The sequence below is a fragment of the Mesorhizobium sp. B1-1-1 genome (assembly GCF_006442955.1).
In the GTDB taxonomy this organism is placed as follows: domain Bacteria; phylum Pseudomonadota; class Alphaproteobacteria; order Rhizobiales; family Rhizobiaceae; genus Mesorhizobium.
Genome location: NZ_VFWW01000009.1, coordinates 306,815 through 324,457, shown reverse-complemented (window position 1 = coordinate 324,457; position 17,643 = coordinate 306,815). Strand labels below are relative to the sequence as shown.

Below are 17,643 nucleotides of genomic sequence, written 5' to 3'. Positions count from 1 at the left end.
CTTTTAATACGAGTCAAGTCTCGAAGAATTAACCTAGGTTAATTTTCGACACTCCTGCCTGATGCTTTCAGTTCCATCTAACTTTCGATTTAGTAAGTTGTTCCCGCGGTATTAATTGATTTGCGTGGCCGATCATCGGCCTCAACGATCAGAGGTAGGGCCGCTCGACTGCTTCGCGGGCGGTCCGAATGCGGCACGAGATCCGCTGGAATTGGGACCACGGCGCCCTAACGTGGCGCTTTGTCACTCCTCGAGCTGTTGAAGGCCTGTGGGAAAATCGACACGTGTTAGCCGACGCTGCTAGAATAAGAGCGCCTCGAATCAGTTTGTTTGGACCTGGGTGTCGGAAGCTGAGAGAGGCTGTCGAGGTTTATGGACATGCAGATCAATTTTGAAACGCACGTCTTTCCGTTGTTTCACCCGCAGCAGGTGGACGACCTGAAAGATCCTTGTCCCGTATTCGACGGAACGCTCTGGCACATGTTCGGATCGAGCGGCACCGTCACGAGCGAGGAATGGAAGATACTGCACGCCACAGCGCCGGATCCGCGTGGCCCCTGGACCGAGCATGAACCGATCGCCTTGCCGATCACCGGCTCGGGTGTGGCGGCGCCCGGTGTCATCCACGAAGGCGGGGTTTTCCACATGTTCATCCAGACCGAATTCATGAAGTCGGGTGGGCGGTGCGAGCATGCGGTGTCTAATGATGGTTTCCACTGGGTTGTTTTGACGTCGGCGATATTATCCCTGCCGGACACCGATGAAGATGGCATCTACGATCCCCATCCGGCGGTCATCGGCGGCAAGCGCTACATCGTCTACTCGGGAATGCCGAAATTCAGCAGGGTCCCGCAACCCGACGTCTATCTCGCACGCAGCCAGTCCGACTCCTGGTTCGGACCATGGAAGCGCGCTGGCAAGATCCTGGACCACCTGGACGTTCCGCATCACAACGCACGCGAGCATCCCGACTATGAATGGGGCATCGAAGGCGCTCAACTGGTCGAGTTGCCGGATGGACGCGTGCTGCTCAATGCAACCTGCTTCCTGCCCGAGGGGCCGCGCGGCAGCCGCCAGCGTGTATTCTTCGCAATTGCCGATCGCGTCGAAGGACCTTACGTGTCCGTCGGCCCAGTGCTGGATCCGGGCGAGCCGGGAGAGAACGGGCACTCGACTGTGATGATAGAGGGCCGGCAACTGACGCTGTTCTATCAGAGCCGGCGCGAGGCAACGAATCACAGGTGGCGCTATGGGCTGGCCACGTGCGACCTGGATCAGCAGATTTTTTCAAACGTCGCTTAACCCAGCGCGCCCGGAAAGGCGCCATCACCGCGACGGACAACCGTCCCTACGCAGTGCTCGTTTCGATCGAGAGTCGCCCTCGGGGCCGACGGCCGATGCATTGCGCGCGATAGGACGGCTCAACTTATTCGCTGAATCCAAGTGAGCCCGAGGGCGGGATTCGGCACCTGACGCTGTCGGATCGGACGTGGAAGATCTGGCGGCGGTCGCAGCAATAGTGAGCATCCATCCCGAGAGTCCGGCTACTGTCGTGATGGACCGGACGAGGCGACGGGCGCCACTGGAAGCGCGCGCTTGTGTGCGGTGCCGGCGTGCGCTTGAAATATGCGCGTGCGCGCTGCTTCGTCGATCTCCCGACCTTCAAGGAAATCGTCGATTTGATCGTAAGTTACGCCATAGGCATCTTCGTCCGGGCGAAGCGGAATTAGGTTCTCCAGGTCGGCAGTCGGAATCTTGGCAACTAATTGAGGCGGAGCGCCCAGATGCGCCGCCAAGGCGCGAACCCTACGCTTGTTCAACCCGGAAAGAGGAAGGATGTCGGCAGCACCGTCGCCGAACTTGGTGAAGAAACCCATCAGTGCTTCGGCCGCATGATCGGTACCGATGACCAGCCCTCGGGTGGCGCCGGCAAGCGCAAACTGGGCAATCATCCGCTCACGAGCCTTGATGTTGCCAAGCAAAAAGTCCTCTCCGCCGGCATCGCCGAGGTCGGTGCCCGCAAGCTTGATCGAATCCAGCATCGCGTCGGCGGCGGGCTTGATGTCGACCCGGCGCACTTCGTCTGCTTGTATTGTATCCAGTGCCCGCTGCGCGTCGCTCTCGTCGGCCTGTAAGCCGTATGGAAGCCGAACGGCCAGGAATCTGGCCTCATATCCTGCCGTTCGCAGTTCCTCCACGGCCCGTTGCGCAAGAAGAGCGGCAGCAAGCGAATCTACGCCACCGCTTACGCCCAGAACGTAGGTGTTGAGATTCGAGGCACGCAGATAGGTGCCGAGAAAATCGATGCGTCGGCGCGTTTCAAGCGCGACGTCAAAACTGGACGAGACTCCCAATGCTCCTATAATCAGTTGTTGGTCGGTCATGCGAAGTTGCTCCTGACATCATAGCGTTCTGTCCAGTCGCATACCACAAGGTCGGTGGCGGTCACCGTCTCGGTCTGCCAGCTGAAGCGGTTCTCAAAAAGCGATGATGACGCGCCGGTAGCGCAAAAACGGTGATGTACATTGGCGGGCTCGACGTTGGGTCCCCTTAGGAGAAAAAGGAACAGCGACGAAGAGCCTCACAGGTTCCCGACCTCGGCCGGAATCCTGCTCGGGCTCAGGCTGGTTCTTCGAGGGAATCGTTCTGCATCAGTTGCTCCAGTGGCATCATATGGCGACCAGCCGGCTATCCCGCCGCAATCTTGAGAACCTTCGGTTCAACACGTCCCTCGATGGCTGGTTCCACGCCGGCACATACGTGTTCGTCGCATTAGGTCTCATTGTGCTATGGCGTGCGGCGCGCCAACCTCATCTCGGGTGGTCAGGAAAGTTGCTACTTGCAACGATGCTCATGGGCTTTGGCATATTCAACCTGGTCGAGGGAGTGGACGATCACCAGCTTCTCGGCACACACCATGTCAACGAAACCGTCCCGCGGTCCCAGTGGGTCTATTGGGACCGCGGGTTGTTTGATTTGGGGTGCGCTGATGCTGCTCGGCGGGTGGGCCTTGTCAAACGGCAAGCGGAAATCCTGGCTGTGGCAGCTATGAAGCGTTGGACTCTAGCGCTTATTTCAGGATGCCTTGGAACCGGATTGTAGCAGCGATGTTGTAGGCCTCTCGAGAACGCGGGGAACTGAAGGCGAACGGGCTCGGTATGAACGGCTCTCGGGCGAGCACGTGAAGGAGTGTGAGACGGGGGACAGGGCGGCCGCCATTGAGGAGGTGCAATCCCGCTCTCATGTCCGGCTTTCCTGGTTCAGGTCCTGGCCTTCCACAATCAACCCGCAAGGGGTTCGCTACGCAAGCGTGCGACCTCTGCGGCTGCGCCTTCAAGGTGACCGCGGCCATGCCCTGAACACGTCGGGCGCCTGTCGAGCGGGGATGGACCCCGCCCAAAGACGGGAGCCAAACGATGTCGCACAATTTCACCCTTGCTCAGCACCATGCCTTCAATCTCGCGCAGACCTTGATGGTCCCGGTCACGCTCTTCCAAGTCGATGGCGAGTTCGGCGTCATGGTGTCGAGCGAATATGACGGTGACAAGGGCACGGTGGTCCACGAATACGATCCTTACGAGTACCGCCCGGCTCACTAAGAGGGGATCGTTGCCTGCCACTTGCGCCCGACAGGGCGCAAGTGAGGCTTCGCCGCGTACACGCCCCGGCAATGACGACGAGGTCAACGGCCTCTATAGCACCACGCTGATGCGCACCGGTGCCGATTCCGAAATCGAGCTTGCCATGACGGTCACGCCGCTCGGAGCGATTTCGCGCCTCAAGCACGCGCTCGACGATTTCGAAGGAGAGCGCGAGCGCTATCGCCAGCGCCTCGCCGACGCCCGCCGCCGGCTTGCGTCGTACCAGTCCCGGGATGATAGTGCCGAGTTCGCCTTCGCGGGTGAATTGGCCGACAAGCGGCGGCAGCTTGCTGAGGTGGAGGCGGCACTGGCGACGGATATTGAAGGTGCCGGGGCGACCGACGCAATTGCCGCCTGATCGAATGTGCTGGCCGGTCACGCCTCGCGGCGTGGCCGGCCTTTCTTCTTGTTAACCATAACCGGCTGTCCTCGATCGCCGCTATCGCGACAGGCGGTTTTCATCGTCGATCAGGGTGAGACGGCAGGGCGCCACATCGCTCCATGTCCAGAGGACGAGATTAAGGCCGTCCTCCGTCGCTCCGGGGGCGAAGCTTCTGACGAGCAATCCATGATAGCCAGCCGCGACAAGTCTTCGTGCGAAGGCTTGCGTCTTCGCCTCTCCGGTTGCTTTCATCTGATCGCGCCAAGTCGTACCGGCGAGCCCCGCCGCATCCATCCCCTCCGCACGCAGGCGCTCATGGTCGCGGCTGTCAAAAACCGCCTCGATATCCGCATCATAAGACACGAGTGTCGTCGGCTGCAAACTGCCGGCCCGATTGGCTTCGCGCAACGCCGTCATGACCGACAAGGACATATAGAGCGCTTGCGTTCCTTTCCGGTTGAAACGGCCACCGTAAAGCTCCGCGCCACGGCCAGACATCCGCTCGCGTGCATAGATCGGATTCAGCGCCCGATAGAGTTCCCCCTTGAAATGCATCGACCGGATCAGGCGTGAACGCCGGCGTCGACCGCGTCGATATAGTCGAGCACGTCATCGGCGCGCCCATCACGGACCAGTTGCATCGCGGTCAGGCCGGAAAAGCCGGGCAGGGGCTCGGAGCGATACCAGGCATAGGCCATCAGCGCCGAGCCGAAGCGGGGCTCGACCTTGTTGACGATCTCCGACATCTCGCGCAGCCGTCGCTGCGTCTTGTCCGAGCCAATGCGGTCCTTGCGCTGGATGGCATCCTTTCCGAGACCGGCGGTTCGGGCGATCTCCTCGCTGGTAGTACGCAAGGCGTCTGCGATTTTGCGCGGTGAAAAAAGTCCGCCGTCAGCATATTGGGCAAGTCCCATGACGCTTACCTCCATTCCTGTATGTCAATAATTATGACGCAATATAGCGTCAGAATAGCGGGGTTCAATCCAAATTTGGGAAGAAGGCTGAGAAGGAAGGGGAGGGGAAAACCTGCTCGCAGATCGAGCGGACCGCTGACGCTTGCGCTCAACCGCGCCGCTCGCGATCCCGGCCACGTCGTCCTTCGCAGGGCTGTTAGCCCCGCTTGTCCTGCCGGGCAGGGATGCTCGGCCGCAGTTGCACCGGCCCGCTCGCTCCGCGGGCCGGGGGGTGTCTTCGAGAAGAAGACGAGAAAGGACGCAGCGACGGGCTGTGTCCGGCAACCCCGTAAGGAGCATTTCCATGGAACTGAAATTTGTCGATCCGCGCGCGCTGAAGGGCAACCCCCGACAAGGCGCGACGTTCCAAGTCCAGCCCGCAAAAACCAGCGCGCTGAAAGCGGCACGGGAGGCTTGGGAACGCGAAGGTTTTCGCGTCGTTGGTGGGGCGCTCGCCGGCAAGGCGGCCGAAGGCCTGGAAAAGGAAGCGGCAATCGCGGCGCGCACATTGGCGTCATGGGAGCTTCGGTGGGGGAGGGGTACTGACCTCCTCGACGGCAAGACCGTTTTCGTGATGGACGAGGCCGGAATGGTTGCGTCGAGGCAGATGGCGTTGCACAGGATCTGGGCCAGTTGTTGCGGATCTGCGGCGACAAAGGCGCTGTCCTCGACCGCGGCCGGCCTGGCGAAGCGGGCATTGTGAGCTGGTAGGTAGGTCTGGGCGATGAACCGGTTGGCGGCCTCGATGTCGGCAATTCCGGCCAGCGCCAGCTCCCTCGGCAGCCGATCCTGCAAGGTGGAGAACATCCGCTCCGAGCGGCCTCGCGCTTCAGGGGAATAGGCTGGAATATGTTCGATACCCAGCCGCTCGAGCGCCCGGCCGACCTGGGTCAGCCGGCTTTTGTCGACCGCCTCGCCGGCCTTCAGCGTCACGAAATAGTGGCTGCCGCGATCGCTGTAGAGGCTCGATGGCAATCCCTTGGCGACGAATGTCTCCAGAAGGCCCTGAAAGCTCGACGCCGTGCCTTCCTCCTCGATCAGGAAGGCCGAATAGATCGTGCTCGTCGCATCGTCCATCGTCACGATCAGGTCCAGCATCGGCTCACCCACCAGCCATCGATGACGGCTGCCATCCTGATGCAGCATCATCCCCTCGCAAGGCTTCCTCTCCCGCTTGCGCCGGTGAGCACCGCGCCGCTTGGCCCGTTCCACAAGGCCCGCCGCGTGGAGCTGCGTCTTGATGAAGGTGTAACCCCAGCTGAAATGGTGATCGCGCAGCAGGTGCTCGTGGAAATGCTTCACATTCCAGCCGAGGTAGCGATGACGGTAAAGCTCCAGCATCTCCTCAATCGCTTCCGCCGGCACCCGACGCGTCGAAAGCTTGCCCAAGCGCCGATCCAGCAACCCTGCTTCCCCAGCCTCTTCGTACCGGTCGCGGTAGCGTCGGAATTGCCGCTCCGACATGCCAAGCAACTCGCCTGCCTCCATCATCGAAAGATCGCCACCATTCCAGCGGCTCAATACGTCTCGAAACTTCTGCATTCTCCGGTCCTGTAGCCACGCTGCCCGCTTCATCCCCAGCCTCCATCCGCTGGCGATAAAACCGGACAACTCACGTGCTACCTAATCCGGACAACTCATCTGCTTACGACAGTTGGGCTACGGCCTTCTTGTCAAGGCTCGCTCCATAAGCTATATGACTACTTTGGTCACAGGGCTGTCAAGATGAAAGAGATTCAGCTTAAAGACGTGAAGGCGACGTTCTCGCATGTGGTCGACGAAGCGGTTGCAGGCGCACCGACGGTTGTCACCCGTCACGGCAAAAGAGAGGCTGTCGTAATCAGCTATGCGGACTACGAGCGCCTTTCCCGTGTGCCATCGCTGGGTTGGTTGCTTACAAACTCGCCCTTGGAGGACGGCGACCTGCCAGCGCGAAGCCGAAAGCCCGCACGGGCTCTGCGTGACCCGGCGTTTTGACGTTGTACCTTCTGGATACGAATGTCGTCAGTTTGCTCGCCCCCTCGAGACGCAGGACACCCTCCGATGAAAGACTAGTTGCCTGGATCGTCGACAGATCCTCCGACCTTTGGCTGTCCGTCATCACCTCGGCTGAGATCGAGGACGGTATTGCGAACGCCAAGCGAACCGGTGCCACCAAAAAAGCGGCCGCGCTCGCTGAGTGGTGGGGAGAAATTCGTCACTACTACGGTAGCCGCATTCTGCCTCTTGATCTCGAGACGGCAACGATAACCGGGCAACTTATGGCAGTCGCCCGCGGAGCTGGCATCTCTCCCGGTTTCGAGGATATCGCGATTGCTGCCACAGCCACGCAACACGATCTAATCGTGCTCACGGACAATGAAAAGGATTTCAGACCGCTCGGAGTTCGGTATCAGAATCCGTTCATCGGGCTTCCCGGTTAGCTTGTCCAATCGAAATATTGAAGTTCACATAAGTATATGAATAGTAATCACAAATGTTAGTTCCATAATACATGTTATGCGACTTATGGGTATTGCCGCAAAATAGAAATGTCTTGATTCCGCAAAGTAGGAATGTCGCCCTGCTCGCCGATGAGCGAGGGAGACGGCGGGTTGGGACTGATCTTAATGAGCGAGCGCGAGCTGCAACGCATCGAGGTGCTGTCGAAGGTTTTGGAGCGGCGCATGACGGTTGTCTCGGCGGCGCATGTCCTGGATATGACAACGCGCCAGGTCCAGCATCTGCTGAAGGCGTTCCGGACTGAAGGCGCCGCGGCACTTCGGCACAAGGCTCGAGGACGACCGTCGAACCATCGATATGTCGCCGGCATCGGTGAGTTGGCGGTTCGGCTGGTTCGGGAACACTATCTCGACTTCGGGCCGACCTTGGCGGCCGAGAAGTTGGCGGCGAACCACGGCCTGATCGTGTCGCGAGAGACGTTGCGCAAATGGATGGCGGAAGCCGGAATCTGGCTGTCGCGCAAGCAGCGCCGGACATTCCATCAGCCTCGTTTGCGTCGAGAATCTTATGGCGAGCTGGTGCAGATCGACGGCAGTGATCACCGTTGGTTCGAGGAGCGGGGCGATCCATGCACCCTGCTCGTCTTCATCGACGACGCCACGAGCAAGCTCCAGCAGCTTCGCTTTGTGAAGTCGGAGAGCACCTTCAGCTCCTTCGAGGCGCTGGAACTCTATCTGAAGGCACACGGCTGCCCAGTCGCATTCTACTCCGATAAGCCCCAGTCCCCTGGTCGATCATGAGAACCTGAAAGAACCTACCCGGCCTGTCGTATCCGAAGTGAGCCGCGAGCCTTCGGTTCTGCTTCCTTCCCTTCGAGAAGCTTAAGGATGTGACCAATCTCCAAAAGCTTGCCAGTGACGCCAGCGGCTATCGCCTGCGTCATGCGGCGCGAGGCATCAATGCGTCGCTCAATTGTAATACCTGGAATGGAGGCCACCGGGCTGGCGTGAGCCTCTGCCTTGTTAGAAAAGCCATTGGTCTGGCGCGTGAAATGGCGCTAGTACATCCGCTTGGTCATGCGCAGGGGCCGCAAACGGGGGTTGGCGGGCGCCGATGCTCGTCGCGCGCGCGCTGATCTCATGATGCTGCGAGCATTCGCCGGTTGTTTAACAACTTCGTGATGCCGTGTGCGGTCATTGGTCGGCTCAGCGCATAGCCTTGCAAGATGTCACAGCCTAAATTCTTGAGGACCTTGGCCTGCTGCATCGTCTCGACACCTTCGGCGATGACCTCCACGCCCAAGGACCGGCCAATCTGCACAATCGATTGTACGACCTCTCGCTGCTGGGCTGACCTGGCGATTGGACCAACTAGCTGGCGTGCAATTTTCAACCGTCGCGGTTGAAGCTTGAGCAAGCTGACAATCGACGCATGGCCGGTGCCGAAATCGTCAATTTCGATGTCGATTCCGAGTTCCTTGATCTGGTTGACGTTCCAGATCATAAGCTCATCGTTGTCGTCGAGGAAGATTGATTCTAGAAGTTCGAACGAAACGGTTCCTGGTTTTATCGAAAGTGACGTCAGGCTGGTGATCAGCTCCTCGTCCTGAAGCCGTCTCGCGGAGACGTTCACCGAAGCGCGCGGAACCAGGAGGCCGGCCCTCTGCCAGCGATCAAGGTCGTGGAGGGTTTGTTCCAGTACTAGTCGGTCAATAATTGAAACGACATTCAACTCTTCAGCAATCTTGAGGAACCCGGCTGGCGTCTGAAGTCCGTCGGCGGGATGGTTCCAGCGCGCCAGCGCCTCAACGCCCGCAACCTCCAGCGTTTTGGCATCGAACTGTAGCTGGTAATGTGGAACAAACTCGTTGCGTTCCAACCCTGCGAGGATCTCGTCGGCTACCCGTTTGGTCCGGATGATCTCAGAGTGGAGGTCCTGGGTGAAGAACTCATATCGATTGCGTCCCCGACTCTTGGCCCGGTAAAGGGCTATATCCGCGTTGACCATCAGGCGTGGGCCGTCGATGGGACCGTCCGCATCGACTGCGATCCCGATGCTAACGCCGATACGGCATTGATGGTCCTTGTAGGGAATCGGCTGCCGCAATCTATGTATGATGCGGTCGGCCAGCTGTTTAAGCTGATCAGTTGAGATATCGCGTCTGCAGACTACCACAAACTCATCGCCTCCGACTCGGGCAACGAAGTCTGATGAGCGAACAGTTGATGTCAGCTCCTTTGCGGTATGGATCAGCACGGCGTCGCCGATGGCATGGCCGAGCGTGCCATTTATCTGTTTGAAACGATCGAGATCAAGATGCAGAAGCGCGGCGCCGCTGCCAGGCGTTGAGCCTGTGACGGCGTAGCTATCGAGCATCGTGTCAAGGTGGCGGCGATTCGGAAGGCCGGTCAGTGAGTCGTGAAGCGCCGTATGCTCATTGCGCGCTGTCGCCGCCTCAAGCTCAGCACTCCTCGTTTCGGCGAGATCCTTTGCCCGTTCCAGTTCCCGTGTCTGGATCACATCCGCCGTCACGTCCCATTCCGCGCCAACCATTTTGTGATCGGTGCCGTCCCTGTAAGTCTTGGCACGCACGCGGACGTGTCGGACAACTCCATTGGGAAGCACCACACGATATTGCGAAGAGTATATGCCGGTTGCGATCCCTTGCGCGAAATCCCGCTTAGCCTCGTCGAGATCGTCAGGGTGGATCGATCTTGACCACTCTTCGAAGGTTCTTGGTTCGCCATCTGCTGACTTGCCATAGATTTCGTTCAGGCGGTCGTCCCAGAATATAATGTCCGAGTCGAGATCCTGCTCCCAGACGCCAATTTGCGAGGCGTCAAGCGCAAGCTCCAGCCTCTCTGAAAGCTGTGCCAGTCGTCGTTCGCCGCGGCGCAGATCGGCGTAATGCTTATACCGCTGATTGAGAAGCCGCCCCGCAAAGACGATCGGAACCACGACCAGGGCGCCGCCGATGAGCATTGTTAGTCGCAAAATCCAGGCGTTGCGGGGCGTGGTGTTCCAGCCACCCTTGGGAATGGCGGAAATTTGCCAAGATCCTGTCGGCAACCGCACCTCGGAAGTGACGGGATCTTGTTCCGTCACGTACGCGGGACCGTAAAATCGCGCCCCGCTTCTCCCGAGAGCGTCCTTACCTGTCAGAGCGATTTCGATTGGCAGGTTCTTGTCTAAAAGACCGCTGTCCGCGTACAGCTTCGGAACGTCGATCACGGCGGCCACTATGCCCCAGAACGTCTCGCGAGGGCCGTCACGGTCAAGGAAGACAGGAAATCGCCCGATGAATGCCTGACCTCCTTGTTTGAGTTCTACCGGCCCGGCTAACACCAGTTGCTTGTTATCGCGTGCCCGAAGTACTGCTTCGCGCAGCTTTTCGTCTTCGCGGAAGTCCAGCCCTATCGCTTTTTCATTGCCTTCCCTCGGATACATCAACGAGACGACCAGGTCAGGGGCGCCGGCAATGTTTCTGATCTGTGTCTTCTCGCGAAAGAGGCTCTTTGCCAGTTTGGCAAAGCGAGCTTGGCTCATGTTCGGTTCAGTAACGATCGTCGCGACCAGACCACGCGCCAGTTGAAGGTCTCCGTTGACATTACCCTCAAGTTTGGCGCGAACGAGGTTCATCTCCTTCGCAACGTCAACGCGCAATGCCTGCTCGGTTACAATGCTGTTTTGATGGTCCGCAAAAATTCCGGCAGTTAACAGCACCGCAAGGGCGATCACTGCCGGAAGACTGGTCCAGGTCATCAAGGTGCGGAAGCGCTGATGAATAGCAAATGGCAAGATGGAATCTCGGTCGCCCTGATTTCCAGTTGGCGCAGGATATCGGAGCCGACTTAATCGAATCTCTTCGCCTCTACTCAAAATTTATAAAAGACACCTGGAAGACTAACGCGTATCTGGCGTGCGCTGATCTCGCCAGCAGGCGCTTGCGTTTGGATCCTCGCAGACCGGGCCCGATCCCCAGTGCCTGTTCGATGAGCCGTGGATCAAGGCCAACATGGCTCGCTGTCATGTTGGCGGCCGAAGTGGAAGCGGCTGTGCGCCCTGGCTCCGCGCGGCCATTGGCGCACCCTGACCTTCCGTGGCGCGCTGCGCTGTATGGGTGCGCGGCTGCTCCACGAATATAAGGCGATCAGCGCGGCCGGCATGGACTAAGCGGCGCCCCGCGGCAAAAAGATAATCAGCGGCCAGAGCTAACGACCGCACCTGAGCGACGAGCGGTTGAATGATACCGGCGTTTCGCGGTTTGACACCAACTGCGCTGCGCGCTGAATGAAGAGGCGCGCTGAGATCAGAAGCGTGGGGGCGGCTCGTAGCGAGGGACCGTGACTTCCTAATCGCAGGGGATATTGCCGCCGACATCCCATAGCGCCGCCAGGAGCACGCAAACTACCTACTCTCATATGCCGAGAGGCGGTGTCTCACAGATAGACGATTATGTTGAGAGTCGATAGGCACTACTTCCCAGGTGTTGCAGAGCATGGTGCCGCTGAGGAGACCGATGAATGCCTGGAAAGCCGCACTCGCGACCGCAGTCGGCCTTTTTCGCTTCCAACGAGCACGGGGGTTTGGGGTCGCCGCCGTCTGCGCTGCGGTGGCGGTGGCCGCCGCGCTCGATACGATCCTGGCCCTCGTGCTGGATCCGACCTCCGTGTAGCCCGCCGCGAGCCACCAAGTGATGAACGACCGACTCTCAGCACTCAGACTGTTTGCTCGCGCCGCGCGCGTCGGCAACTTCTCCCGTGCCGGGCGCGAACTTGGCCTGTCGCAGCCGTCCGCATCCAGGCTGATCGCTGCGCTCGAGGAGGAGGTCGGCGCGACGCTTTTTAGCCGCACCACGCGAGCAGTGACGCTGACCGAGGCCGGCGCGACGTACTTGATGCGCGTCGAAACGATCCTCGCAGCGCTCGACGATGCCGACCACGAGGCGCGCGGAACAGGAGAGTTGCGCGGCTCGCTTCGCGTCGGCACGCCGACAAGTTTCGCGCTCAGGGAGATCATCCCGCGGCTTGGCGCGTTTACGAAGCAGCATCCGGCGCTGAAAATCGAGCTCCGAGTGACGGACCGCTACCCAGACCTCGTGACTGAGGGCCTCGACGTGTCGTTGCAGTTCGGCGCCCTCCCCGACTCCAGCGCGATGGCGCGCAAACTCATCCACCAGCCAAGGGTACTCACGGCCTCGGCAGGCTACTTACAGGAGCGCGGCACACCCACGATGCCGTCGGATCTCGTGCACCACTCGGTGATCATCAGTCCAGCGCATCCCTCGCCGACTTTCTCCTTCCGCAAGGGCGGCCGCATCACCTCCGTGCGCGTTGATAGCGCGCTCTCGATCACCACCAACGAAGTAGCCACGGCAAGCGCTGTCGCCGGGTTGGGGGTCGCCGCATCGAGCGAAAACAGCGCGCGGGCAGAGCTCGACGCCGGGAAACTTGTTCGGGTGCTGCCCGACTGGGATTTCGGCTCGATGGAACTGAATGCGCTCTTTGTCAGCGCAAAGACCATAAAGCCCGCCGCCCGTGCGTTTACCGACTTCCTTCTCAGGGAACTCCGCGCTGCAGACGATCGACCATAGGATTGCAGCGATAGCGCGGCATTCCCGGCAGTTATTGATACGATACGTTTACCCTTCCTGCCCCGAAACTTAATGCTAGCAAAGCAAGCACCCGACCGGACGCCCTCGCGCCGGAGGTTTTCTGCATGCTTCGAAATAGCCGAAGACGCGTAAGCGGGCGGCGGTCAATACGATGAACGGCTCCCATGGCCAAAGTGCTAGTACTCTACTGCTCCTCCTACGGGCACATCGAAAAGCTCGCACACGAAATCACCGCGGGCGCGCGCGAGGCGGGCGCGTCCGCCGACGTGAAGCGAGTGCCTGAACTTCTATTTCCGGAGGCGCGAAGGCAGCCAACGACAACCTCGACCAGACCGCTCCAGTCGCGTGCATCGACAACCTCGCCGTGTAGGACGCGATCGTCTTGGGCGCAAGCAGGCGCTGCGGCAGGATGTCGTCCCAAATGGCAAGTTTCCTCGACCAGGCTGGCGGCCTATGGGCGAAGGGAACCCTCAATCGCAAGGTCGGCGGCTCCTTCGCGTCATCGACGACGCAGGATGGCGGCCAGCAGACGACGCTGTTCACCATCATCACCAATCTGCTCCACTTCGGCATGACGGTGGTCGGAATGAACTGCGGGTTTGCCGGCCAAAGGAAAGTCGATGAGATCGCCGGCGGTACGCCTTACGGCGCCACGACAATTGCCGGCCCCGACGCGCAGCGGCCGCCGACCGAGAACGAGCTTGCCGGCGCCCGGTGCCGGCGACGAGCCATCGCGGATATCGCCACGAAATTTCACGGCTAAACGACGCGATCAAAAACGCGGTGGGGCGCTGGCGCGTCGACCGTGCAATCAAGCGGAACGGTGCTGGCAACGTGGAAGAGAAGGTGGAAGACCAGGACGGCATGGAACAAGCCGAGCATGACCTGCTCGCCGACCTCAGGCGAGCGCGTCGCTCATTTCGTCTCCAGGACATGGATGAGTCCGCGGCGGCTGCGTGCCTGACGCCCGGGCAAAGGATAGCTGACGCCGTCGCCAGCGTCATGGGATCGTGGAGTTTCATCATCGTGCAAAGTGCGATCCTGGTCGTCTGGATAGGGGCCAACCTAGTCAGCGCGATCAGGGGCTGGGACCCCTACCCGTTCATCCTTCTCAATCTCGCGCTTTCTTTCCAAGCGGCCTACGCCGCGCCAGTCATCATGATGAGCCAGAACCGGCAGCAGGACATCGATCGCAAGGCCGCGGAGAATGACTACCGCATCAACGTGAAGGCGGAGCTCGAGATAGAGTTGCTGCATGAAAAGATCGACCAACTACGTGAGCGCGAAGTCCTGAAGCTGACGGAGGCCGTCAGGATGCTGACCGAGCTGCTGGAGCAGTCGGCGTCGGGCGCACGCGAGGCCGATGCGGAAGGCGGACGGCGATCATAACGCCCGGCTATCGACTTCATGGCGTGACGTCATTTCCCATTCGCGGCGCGGAATACTATGTTACGCCGGTACCTTGCTCATCCGGCGCACTACGGCTTGGCGTTGCGCGGGACGACGCTCTTTTTACCTGCCGAGGAAGGATGTCCGCCATGGTTACTCGCGGTTTTACCGGCCGCCAATCCGGATCGGAACTATCGGATCGGATTCCCCCGGGACAGCACCTCGTCGACAATTTCCCGGTGCTTACGGCCGGTCCCACGCCGAGGATCGAGCCCGCGGACTGGACATTCACGCTAAAGGTCGGACCTCGTCCGGTCAAAGCTTGGAGCTGGTCGGAGTTCAACGCCCTCCCACGAACCAAGATGACGCGAGACATCCACTGCGTGACCTCCTGGTCGAAGCTCAACACCGCGTGGCAGGGCGTGGCCGTCGACGATATCCTCGCCGACGCCGGCCTCAGCGCACCCACTCCGTTTGCGCTCGCCCATTGCTACGACGGCTACTCCACGAACGTGCCACTGGCGGACCTCGCGACGGGCAAGGCGATGATCGCACTCGAGTACGAAGGCCAGCCACTGCCGCGCGACCACGGGGGGCCGGCGCGGCTCTTCGTGCCGCATCTCTACTTCTGGAAGTCGGCGAAGTGGGTAAACGGGCTTCAGTTCACCGAGCGCGACGAGGCCGGCTTCTGGGAGCTGCGCGGGTACCACATATACGGGGATCCGTGGCGCGAGCAGCGATACACGAATGACTGAAGCGATTGGCACAACCGCGCGATGGCAGAGCTGCGCGATTGTCGAGATCGCGACGAGAACGCCGGCTATAAAGAGCTTCTTTCTTCGCCTATCCGAACCGTTCGAGTATACGGCCGGACAGCACGTTGACGTGCGGCTGACTGCACCCAACGGCTACACTGCCATGCGCAGCTACTCGATCGCGTCGGCCCCGGGCAATTCCAAAGTGATCGAGCTGGCGATCGAGCGCCTCGCGGACGGCGAGGTCTCCCCGTTCTTCCACGACGTCGCTCGAGCAGGAGATATGATCGAGCTTCGCGGGCCGCTTGGCGGTCACTTCCTCTGGCCGGGACCGACAGCGAAACCGCTGCTCTTGATCGGCGCGGGCTCCGGCGTCGTGCCGCTGATGGCAATGATCCGGCATCGGAAGGCCAGCGGCGAGCCAGTGCCTGTCGCGCTGTTGCTCTCCTCCAGGACCTGGCGTGACGTGCTTTTCAGGGACGAGCTCCTCGAGCTCGAGAGGTCGCTTCCCGATTTCGCACTCGCCCTGGCCTTGACGCGCGAGCCGGCGATGCGCAGCAGCGACTTCAGCAGGCGGATCGACGCGGCGATGGTCGCCGACGTCGCGGCACGTCAGCCTGTCTCTCCCGGCAGCGTCTTCGTGTGCGGGTCGACTGCTTTCGTTGACATCGCGGCGGACGCGGCGCTCGCATTGGGACTGGAAGCGAGAGCGATCAAGGCCGAACGCTACGGCGCTTGAGGGACCGTTCCTTTCGTTTTGCGAGAGCATAATTTTCGCAAACGCCAGATTATCCGTGCGGCCTGCAGCGACTTTAGTGGTTGAATGCGAGGACCCGCGCAGTGAATGAACGGGAGCCACTGGGGTGCTGTCCAAGGCGACCGATGTCGACGGCTGGAACGTCTTCTGCCGTCAAGAATATGTGCCTTTGTCGGGCCATTTCGACATTGGGACTGACTGCGTCGAAGCACTCTAGAGACGGGATACGAACATGTTTTCAGTGATTTTCGAAGTCCTCCCCAATAAAGAGAACTGGGATGACTACCTCGACAGCGCCAAGATGCTGCGCCCCGAGCTGGAGCAGGAAGAGGGCTTCGTCGACAACATCCGCTACAAGAGCCTGATCCGCGAGGGCTGGATCCTTTCGCTTTCGAACTGGCGGGACGAGAAGTCGCTCGTGCGCTGGCGCACCCGCAGGCATCATCACGAACTCCAGCAGAAAGGCCGCGACGAAATCCTCGCCGACTACCACCTGCGCGTGGGTCAGATCACTGCCGACAATCAGCTGCCGACGGGGTACGCCCTCACGGAGCAAAGGCTCGATGAGACTGAATTTGGGGAGGGCACGACGGTTACGCTGATCAACGCGACTCGCCCCGCGCAGTGGAAGCAAACCAACAACCCGTACGATTGTGCCGAGTGGCTTGGCCTGAATCCGTGGGCCGCCGACAGCACGTTCTGGGACATCTTTGACGCCGTACTCACGCCCGGCGACCTGATTCTCCTCATATCGTGGAAGAACGCCGCTGCCGCGCAGGCTTATGAGGACGCTTCTGCGCCGAATAACAAGGCCAGGATCCGAAGAGTGCGGATCGTGCGCGACTACGGAAAGTATGACCGTCGCGAGGCGCCTCAGTACTACGCGGATGCCGAAGGTGGCGAGACCCTCCACGCCTGATACCCACTGTCGGGAACCGTCGACCCGCAGCGTGATAAACCCTACGTTCGCAAAAGTGCGGGCCGCGGGGGAGCCAGGTCGCGCTCGCGAGGCCGTAGCTACGATACCTGGTCAAGGCGGGCCTGCCAAAAGGCCCTGTCGAAACCTGAAAGGAAAGCACGATGACGAACTCGAATGATGGCGCTCCCCACCCGCAGGCCGTGGTAGGCGGCGATCTTGACGGCGCCGGCGCGCTCAACGGCCGCGCCGGCGCATCGGAATTCTCCATTGGCGGCCTCAATGGGAGGGGCGGCATCACGGCCGGGGCAAACCCCTACGAGCTGCTCAGCGCTTCGCTCGCCGCGTGCACAGCGATGACGATACGGCTGCAGGCGCGAAGGCGGAAATTCCCGCTTTCTCATGTCGAGGTGGCTGTTTCATATCACCACGGCATCGAGGGCAGCCGCGACTCCTTCGAGCGTTCCATCCGGCTCGAAGGAAACCTGAGCGACGAGGAACGTGCCCAACTGATGCAGGCCGCGGACATGTGTCCGGTGGGGCGGACGCTTGGCCTCAGCGCCGACATCCGCACGAACGACAACGTCAGCGTCGGGCGAGCGGCTAGCTATGACGACGACTTGCGCAAGCTTCCGATCCCGAACATCGACCCCGACTAGAGGCATAATGCCGAAGAATGTGAAGCGGTTTTCGGGCAACACCATGCTCAACTTCTCCGATTTAGAGACGAATTCAGATTTCAGGTCGATTCGACCTGAAATCATCTGCTAGCGGGCCGCGAGGTAGACGGCGAA

15 protein-coding genes and 7 pseudogenes are annotated in these 17,643 nt (G+C 60.4%); 17 read left to right on the top strand and 5 right to left on the bottom strand.

Annotation, left to right across the window (positions count from 1 at the left end; all coding sequences use genetic code 11):
- Positions 1–378 precede the first annotated feature (378 nt).
- On the top strand, positions 379–1,302 hold the full coding sequence (locus FJ986_RS20850; protein WP_140501395.1) for a hypothetical protein: 924 nt from the start codon (positions 379–381) through the stop codon (positions 1,300–1,302).
- Between the two features lie 242 nt (positions 1,303–1,544).
- Here FJ986_RS20850 and nadE read toward each other — a convergent pair whose 3' ends face one another.
- Positions 1,545–2,384: an ammonia-dependent NAD(+) synthetase gene (nadE, locus tag FJ986_RS20845; RefSeq protein WP_140525830.1), complete on the bottom strand. Its 840-nt coding sequence runs from the start codon at positions 2,382–2,384 to the stop codon at positions 1,545–1,547.
- A gap of 156 nt (positions 2,385–2,540) precedes the next feature.
- On the opposite strand from nadE, the pseudogene FJ986_RS20840 reads away from it, so the two are divergent.
- The 3 genes and pseudogenes from FJ986_RS20840 to FJ986_RS20830 form a co-directional block, all read left to right on the top strand.
- Positions 2,541–3,052: pseudogene (locus tag FJ986_RS20840) on the top strand (DUF2243 domain-containing protein).
- Between the two features lie 364 nt (positions 3,053–3,416).
- On the top strand, positions 3,417–3,599 hold the full coding sequence (locus FJ986_RS20835; RefSeq protein WP_140525831.1) for a hypothetical protein: 183 nt from the start codon (positions 3,417–3,419) through the stop codon (positions 3,597–3,599).
- Between the two features lie 94 nt (positions 3,600–3,693).
- Positions 3,694–3,999: pseudogene (locus FJ986_RS20830) on the top strand (hypothetical protein); the annotation flags it as partial.
- Positions 4,000–4,080: 81 nt separating this feature from the next.
- Here the strand turns inward: FJ986_RS20830 and FJ986_RS20825 are convergent.
- Together FJ986_RS20825 and FJ986_RS20820 are read right to left on the bottom strand one after the other, a co-directional pair.
- On the bottom strand, positions 4,081–4,578 hold the full coding sequence (locus FJ986_RS20825) for an RES family NAD+ phosphorylase (protein WP_140525832.1): 498 nt from the start codon (positions 4,576–4,578) through the stop codon (positions 4,081–4,083).
- A gap of 8 nt (positions 4,579–4,586) precedes the next feature.
- Complete coding sequence (locus tag FJ986_RS20820) at positions 4,587–4,937, bottom strand: antitoxin Xre/MbcA/ParS toxin-binding domain-containing protein (protein ID WP_140525833.1); 351 nt, start codon at positions 4,935–4,937, stop codon at positions 4,587–4,589.
- A 421-nt stretch (positions 4,938–5,358) separates the two neighbouring features.
- Here FJ986_RS20820 and FJ986_RS30955 point away from each other — a divergent pair.
- Positions 5,359–5,589 (top strand): annotated as a pseudogene (locus tag FJ986_RS30955) (AAA family ATPase); the annotation flags it as partial.
- Positions 5,590–5,648: 59 nt separating this feature from the next.
- On the opposite strand, the pseudogene FJ986_RS30950 reads toward FJ986_RS30955, so the two are convergent.
- Positions 5,649–6,518 (bottom strand): annotated as a pseudogene (locus FJ986_RS30950) (ISNCY family transposase); the annotation flags it as partial.
- Positions 6,519–6,701: 183 nt separating this feature from the next.
- Between FJ986_RS30950 and FJ986_RS20810 the strand changes: the two are divergent.
- From FJ986_RS20810 to FJ986_RS20800, 3 genes and pseudogenes are all read left to right on the top strand, one after another.
- Positions 6,702–6,953, top strand: a complete 252-nt coding sequence (locus tag FJ986_RS20810; RefSeq protein WP_140522731.1) for a type II toxin-antitoxin system Phd/YefM family antitoxin — start codon at positions 6,702–6,704, stop codon at positions 6,951–6,953.
- A gap of 2 nt (positions 6,954–6,955) precedes the next feature.
- Entirely contained in the window at positions 6,956–7,399 is a 444-nt protein-coding gene (locus FJ986_RS20805; RefSeq protein WP_140522733.1) for a type II toxin-antitoxin system VapC family toxin, read from the top strand.
- 171 nt (positions 7,400–7,570) lie between these two features.
- A pseudogene (locus FJ986_RS20800) lies at positions 7,571–8,191 on the top strand (ISNCY family transposase); the annotation flags it as partial.
- Positions 8,192–8,555: 364 nt separating this feature from the next.
- Here FJ986_RS20800 and FJ986_RS20795 read toward each other — a convergent pair.
- Positions 8,556–11,180, bottom strand: a complete 2,625-nt coding sequence (locus FJ986_RS20795; RefSeq protein ID WP_140523374.1) for an EAL domain-containing protein — start codon at positions 11,178–11,180, stop codon at positions 8,556–8,558.
- Positions 11,181–11,391: 211 nt separating this feature from the next.
- On the opposite strand from FJ986_RS20795, the pseudogene FJ986_RS30945 reads away from it, so the two are divergent.
- The 9 genes and pseudogenes from FJ986_RS30945 to FJ986_RS20760 all read left to right on the top strand — a co-directional run.
- A pseudogene (locus FJ986_RS30945) lies at positions 11,392–11,534 on the top strand (IS630 family transposase); the annotation flags it as partial.
- A gap of 403 nt (positions 11,535–11,937) precedes the next feature.
- A complete protein-coding gene (locus tag FJ986_RS30530) occupies positions 11,938–12,093 on the top strand; it encodes a hypothetical protein (protein ID WP_181165398.1) in 156 nt (51 codons plus the stop codon).
- A gap of 21 nt (positions 12,094–12,114) precedes the next feature.
- On the top strand, positions 12,115–13,011 hold the full coding sequence (locus FJ986_RS20790; RefSeq protein WP_140501511.1) for a LysR family transcriptional regulator: 897 nt from the start codon (positions 12,115–12,117) through the stop codon (positions 13,009–13,011).
- Positions 13,012–13,196: 185 nt separating this feature from the next.
- Positions 13,197–13,795, top strand: a pseudogene (wrbA, locus tag FJ986_RS20785) (NAD(P)H:quinone oxidoreductase).
- Positions 13,747–14,421, top strand: a complete 675-nt coding sequence (locus FJ986_RS20780; RefSeq protein WP_224647543.1) for a DUF1003 domain-containing protein — start codon at positions 13,747–13,749, stop codon at positions 14,419–14,421. The pseudogene wrbA and the gene FJ986_RS20780 overlap by 49 nt, the downstream one beginning before the upstream one ends.
- Before the next feature lie 149 nt (positions 14,422–14,570).
- Positions 14,571–15,176 (top strand): sulfite oxidase-like oxidoreductase, encoded by a 606-nt coding sequence (locus FJ986_RS20775; RefSeq protein ID WP_140501506.1) that lies wholly within the window; start codon positions 14,571–14,573, stop codon positions 15,174–15,176.
- Positions 15,169–15,915: a ferredoxin reductase gene (locus tag FJ986_RS20770; protein WP_181165397.1), complete on the top strand. Its 747-nt coding sequence runs from the start codon at positions 15,169–15,171 to the stop codon at positions 15,913–15,915. Before FJ986_RS20775 ends, FJ986_RS20770 begins: the two co-directional genes overlap by 8 nt.
- A gap of 250 nt (positions 15,916–16,165) precedes the next feature.
- A complete protein-coding gene (locus FJ986_RS20765; protein ID WP_140522735.1) occupies positions 16,166–16,852 on the top strand; it encodes an antibiotic biosynthesis monooxygenase in 687 nt (228 codons plus the stop codon).
- 161 nt (positions 16,853–17,013) lie between these two features.
- Entirely contained in the window at positions 17,014–17,508 is a 495-nt protein-coding gene (locus FJ986_RS20760; protein ID WP_140522737.1) for an OsmC family protein, read from the top strand.
- Positions 17,509–17,643: the final 135 nt, after the last annotated feature.